This is a genomic window from Azospirillum sp. TSO5 (assembly GCF_003116065.1).
GTDB lineage: Bacteria > Pseudomonadota > Alphaproteobacteria > Azospirillales > Azospirillaceae > Azospirillum.
Window position 1 is genome coordinate 1 of sequence record NZ_LGQY01000160.1, and the last position, 5,356, is coordinate 5,356.

The 5,356-nt window shown below is 69.9% G+C and carries 3 protein-coding genes and 1 tRNA gene; all 4 read left to right on the top strand.

Annotated features, from left to right (window positions below; genetic code table 11):
• Window positions 1-2 precede the first annotated feature (2 nt).
• The 4 genes from TSO5_RS30780 to purH all read left to right on the top strand — a co-directional run bounded on the left by TSO5_RS30780 (window position 3) and on the right by purH (window position 5,249).
• Window positions 3-77, top strand: a tRNA-Gly gene (locus TSO5_RS30780).
• 135 nt (window positions 78-212) lie between these two features.
• Entirely contained in the window at window positions 213-1,508 is a 1,296-nt protein-coding gene (locus TSO5_RS30785; RefSeq protein ID WP_109155173.1) for a transcription antitermination factor NusB, read from the top strand.
• Between the two features lie 194 nt (window positions 1,509-1,702).
• Window positions 1,703-3,370 carry a heparinase II/III family protein gene (locus tag TSO5_RS30790; protein WP_109155174.1) on the top strand — a complete coding sequence of 556 codons (1,668 nt, stop codon included), beginning with the start codon at window positions 1,703-1,705 and terminating at the stop codon, window positions 3,368-3,370.
• A 274-nt stretch (window positions 3,371-3,644) separates the two neighbouring features.
• Entirely contained in the window at window positions 3,645-5,249 is a 1,605-nt protein-coding gene (gene purH, locus TSO5_RS30795) for a bifunctional phosphoribosylaminoimidazolecarboxamide formyltransferase/IMP cyclohydrolase (protein WP_109155175.1), read from the top strand.
• Window positions 5,250-5,356 lie beyond the last annotated feature (107 nt).

Consider the following 5,356-nt stretch of genomic DNA (forward strand, 5'->3'; position numbering starts at 1 on the left):
GCGCGGGCGTAGCTCAGGGGTAGAGCACAACCTTGCCAAGGTTGGGGTCGAGGGTTCGAATCCCTTCGCCCGCTCCAGTTCTCCGGTAGAGAAGCGAAGACCTAAGGGCCGGGCGGCAACGCACCGGCCCTTCGCTTTTTCGGCCCCCACAGCCCGGAATCACCAGCCATCCCGTATCGACAGTGGCCGTCCGGCGCGCTAGATCCATAGACATGACCGACACTTCCCTCGCCGCCCGCGGCGTTGCGCTCGACTTGCTGCGCGACGTGCTGCGCAAGTCCGTTCCCTTCGACGACGCGTTCGACGCGCATCCCGAACTGGCGGCGCTGCAGCCGCGCGACCGCGGCTTCGTCCGCCTGCTGGTCGCCACCGTCCTGCGCCGGCTGGGCCAGATCGACGAGATGATCCAGGCCAGCCTCGCCAAGCCGGGTCTGCCCAAGGCGGCCATCCACGACATGCTGCGGCTGGGCACGGCGCAGCTGGTGTTCCTGAACACCCCCGCCCATGCTGCCGTCGACACGGCGGTGGAACTGGCCGCCGCGCGCAACGCCGCTCCCTACAAGGGGCTGATCAATGCCGTGCTGCGCCGCATCGGGCGCGAAGGGGCGGAGATGGCGGCGCGGCAGGATGCCGGGCGGCTGAACACGCCGGACTGGCTGTGGCTGTCCTGGCGCTCCGCCTACGGCACCGCCCGCACCCGCGGCATCGTCGAGGCGCACCTGCACGAGGCGCCGCTCGACATCACGGTAAAGTCGGATCCGGAGGGCTGGGCCGAGCGGCTGGGCGCCACCCTGCTGCCGACCGGCTCGCTGCGCCGCCCGCCGGGTGGATCGGTGACCGAACTTCCCGGCTTCGAGGACGGCGAATGGTGGATCCAGGACCTCGCCGCCTCGCTGCCGGCCAAGCTGTTCGGCGATCTTCGGGGCAAGCGGGTGTTCGACCTGTGCGCCGCCCCCGGCGGCAAGACGGCGCAGCTGGTGGTGCAGGGCGCGCAGGTCACCGCCATCGACCGCTCGGCCCGCCGGCTGGAACGGGTGACGGAAAATCTGAAGCGCCTGCGTCTGGAGGCCGAGGTGCTGGCCGCCGATGCCGCCACCTGGGAGCCGGAGGAGCCGGCCGACGCCGTGCTGCTCGACGCGCCCTGCTCGGCTACGGGGGCGATCCGGCGCCATCCCGACATCCTGCGCGTCAAGACGCCGGACGACATCGCCAAGCTGGCCCGCGCCCAGTCGCGGCTGCTCGCCCGCTCGGTCGAGCTGGTGAAGCCCGGCGGCACGCTGATCTACTGCACCTGCTCGATCCAGCCGGAGGAAGGGGAGGCGCAGATCGCCCGCCTGCTGGAACAGGACAGGCGGGTGGAGCGTTGGCCTGTGACCGCCGACGAACTCGGCGGCCTGTCGGAGCCGATCAACGAGGTTGGGGAGGTGCGCAGCCTTCCGGGCATGCTGGCCGATCTCGGCGGGATCGACGGCTTCTTCGTGGCACGGCTGCGCCGACGCCCGGCCTGATCCACTTGACCGGTTCCTCATGTCCGGTCACCGCCCGCAAGTCCCGTCTTCGGGATAAATCCCAGGCCCGTCTTGCGGTGCGGGCGGCGAATTGATACGACACGACCTATGCTTTCGTCCGTGTTCTCCCGCACCGCATCATCACCCTCCGCCGGCCGCCGACGCCGCTCGCGGTCCTGAAGGAGTCGGCGCAGATGGGCGACGGGAACGGACGGTTTCGCAGCGGCATGGCGCGCCTTGCCTATGGGAATCCCCTCTACGCCCTGATGCTGGGCGGCAAGGCGCCGGGGGCGCTGGCGGTGATCCCGCCCGATCCCTGGCCCGGCGACACCGAGAACGGCAACGCCATGCTGGCCGGGCGGATGAACTTCGCCGGGCAGCCGATCATGGTCGATCCCAACGGTGCGCCCAATTGGCGGCCCCAGGGCGCCAGCGCCGGCTGGCTGCGCGCCGCCCATGGCTTCGAGTGGCTGCGCGACCTGCGGGCGGTCGGCGGCGACACCGCGCGGCGCCGGGCGCGGGTACTGGTGTGGTCGTGGCTGGACCAGAATGGCGGCTGGCACGGGCAGAGCTGGGCGCCTGACGTGCTGGGTGTGCGGCTGGCCAGCTGGATCGGTCTGCACGACTTCTACTGCGCGTCCGCCGACGACGAGTTCCGCGCCCGCGTGTTCGAGAGCATGGCCCGCCAGTTGCGCCACCTGCTGCGGGTGGCGCCGGCCAAGCTGGACGGCGAGCGTCTGATCGGTGCGATCAAGGGCCTGCTCTATGGCGGCTATTGCCTGCCCGACCAGGACAAGGCGGCGCGCGAGGCGCTGCGCCTGCTCGACAAGGAACTGCCGCGCCAGATCCTGCCCGACGGCGGCCATGTGGAGCGCAACCCGTCGATCCAGATGCGGGTTCTGCGCGACCTGATCGACATGCGCGCCGTGCTGCGCGTCGCGCGGGAAGAGGTGCCGGAAAGCCTCCAGCACGCCATCGACCGCATGACGCCGGCCTTGCGCTTCTTCCGCCATGTCGATGGCGGGCTTGCCCTGTTCAACGGCGGGCGGGAGGAGGAGCCGGCGCTGATCGACACCGTGCTGGCCCAGGCCGACGCCCGCGGCCGTCCGCTGAAAAGCGCGCCGCACACTGGGTTCGAGCGGCTGCTCGCCGGGCGCACGCTGGTGCTGCTCGACACCGGCGCGCCGCCGCCGGCCGGGCTGGACCGCACCGCCCATGCCGGCACCCTGTCGATGGAGGTCTCCGTCAACAAGGAGCGGCTGATCGTCAATTGCGGCAGCCACCCGTCCCAGCGCGGCCCCTGGCGCGCGGCGCTGGCCGGGACGTCCGCCCATTCGACCATGGTGGTGGCCGACACCAACTCCTCGGAAGTGCTGGAGAAGGGGGGGCTGGGCCGTCGGCCGACGAATGTCAGCTGCGAGCGGCAGGAATCCGACGGCGCCATGCTGGTGGTCGCCAGCCACAACGGCTACAGCAAGGGCTTTGGCCTGCTGCACCGCCGCCGCGTCTATCTGGCCGACAATGGCGAGGACCTGCGCGGCGAGGACACGCTGGAACCGGTGATCGGCGCCACGCCGCAGCCGCAGCCCTACGCCATCCGCTTCCACCTGCATCCCAACGTGCAGGTCGTTCCCGTCCAAGCACAGGGTAATGGGGGCAACGATCAGGTGTTGTTGCGCCTGCCCAGCGGCAATGCCTGGCGGATGCGGGTGACCGGCGCCGTGCTGGAGGTGGCGGAGAGCGTCTATCTCGGCAGCGGGGACGAGCCGCGCCGCACCCGGCAGATCATGATGCAGGGACAATGCGGCCCCGAAGGGCTGACGGTGAAATGGGCCTTGCGCCGCGAGCGCAAGGCGGCGTAAATCCCGCCCATCCGCGGTGGCCGGGCCTATTCCTTTCGGAAGGGGCGTGGAAACACGGATGAACACGGGATTTGGGGCACGGACGACCACGGGACTCGTCACGCCGTGCTTATCCATGTCCGGCCGGACCGGCAATGTGCGGGCGGACGGACGGGGATAAGCACGGCTGAGCGGCATTTCCGTGGCCGTCCGTGCTTTTCTTCTTCCGTGCTTGTCCGGGTCTCCCCGGTTGCCTGCGGCCAAACGCACCACCCGCAGCGATCAGGATGACGCCATGAGCCCGCCCAAAGCCAACCACGCCCCCGCCCCCGACAAGGTCCGCATCACCCGCGCCCTGATCTCCGTGTCCGACAAGGCCGGTCTGGTGGAGTTGGGCAAGGCGCTCGCTGCCCGCGGCGTCGAGATCCTGTCGACCGGCGGCTCGGCCCAGCGTCTGGCCGAGGCCGGCGTCCCGGTGAAGGAGGTCTCCGACCACACCGGCTTCCCGGAGATCATGGACGGCCGCGTCAAGACGCTGCACCCGCGCGTCCATGGCGGCATCCTGGCCCGCCGCGACATCCATGCCGACGCGATGGCCCAGCACGATATCCCCGGCATTGATCTGGTGGTGGTCAACCTCTACCCGTTCGAGGCGACGGTCGCCAAGGGCGCGGCCTATGACGACTGCGTCGAGAACATCGACATCGGCGGGCCGGCGATGATCCGCGCCGCCGCCAAGAACCACGATTTCGTCGCCATCGTCACCGAGCCGTCCGATTACGAGGCGGTGCTGGACGAGCTGGCGACCCATGACGGCTGCGTCACGCTGGCCCTGCGCCGCCGGCTCGCCCAGCGTGCCTATGCCCGCACCGCCGCCTATGACGCCGCCATCTCCACCTGGCTGGCCGGCCAGCTGGGCGAGACCTTCCCGCCGCGCACCACCCTGTCGGGATCGCTGGCCCAGACCCTGCGCTATGGCGAGAACCCGCACCAGCAGGCGGCCTTCTACGTCACCGGCGAGAAGCGTCCGGGCGTCGCCACCGCCGTGCAGTTGCAGGGCAAGGAGCTGTCCTATAACAACCTGAACGACACCGACGCCGCCTTCGAGCTGGTGGCGGAGTTCGAGCAGCCGGCCGTCGCCATCATCAAGCACGCCAATCCCTGCGGCGTGGCGCAAGGCGCCAACCTGCTGGAGGCTTACAAGTCGGCCCTGCTGTGCGATCCGGTCAGCGCCTTCGGTGGCATCATCGCCGTCAACCGCAGCCTGGACGCCGAGACGGCCGAGGAGATCTCCAAGCTGTTCGCCGAGGTGGTGATCGCCCCCGACGCCGACGAGGCCGCCCGCGCGCTGCTGGCGACCAAGAAGAACCTGCGCGTCCTGCTGACCAAGGACGTGCCGAACCCGGCCGAGCCCGGCATGATGATCAAGCAGCTGTCGGGCGGCTTCCTGCTGCAGAACCGCGACAGCGGCCGCGTCAACCCGGCCGAGTTGAAGGTCGTCACCAAGCGCGCGCCGACCGAACAGGAACTGGCCGACCTGCTGTTCGCCTTCCGCGTCGCCAAGCACGTCAAGTCGAACGCCATCGTCTATGCCAAGAACGGCGCCACCGTGGGCGTCGGCGCCGGCCAGATGAGCCGTGTCGATTCGGCCCGCATCGCCGCCATCAAGTCGGCCGAAGCCGCCAAGGCCGCCGGCCTGTCGGAGCCGCTGACCAAGGGATCGGTGGTTGCGTCGGATGCCTTCTTCCCGTTCGCCGACGGCCTGCTGGCTGCGGCGGAGGCGGGTGTGACGGCAGTGATCCAGCCGGGCGGCTCGATCCGCGACGCCGACGTGATCGCCGCCGCGGACGAGAAGGGTCTGGCGATGGTGCTGACCGGAATGCGGCACTTCCGGCATTGAGGTGGTAAGGGGGTGGGGGTGCTGGTTGTTGCCCCCTCCCCATCCCTTGTATGTTGAGTTTGGCTTATAGTGTCTCCGACGGATCGAGCTGCTGGGGGTGGCCACCC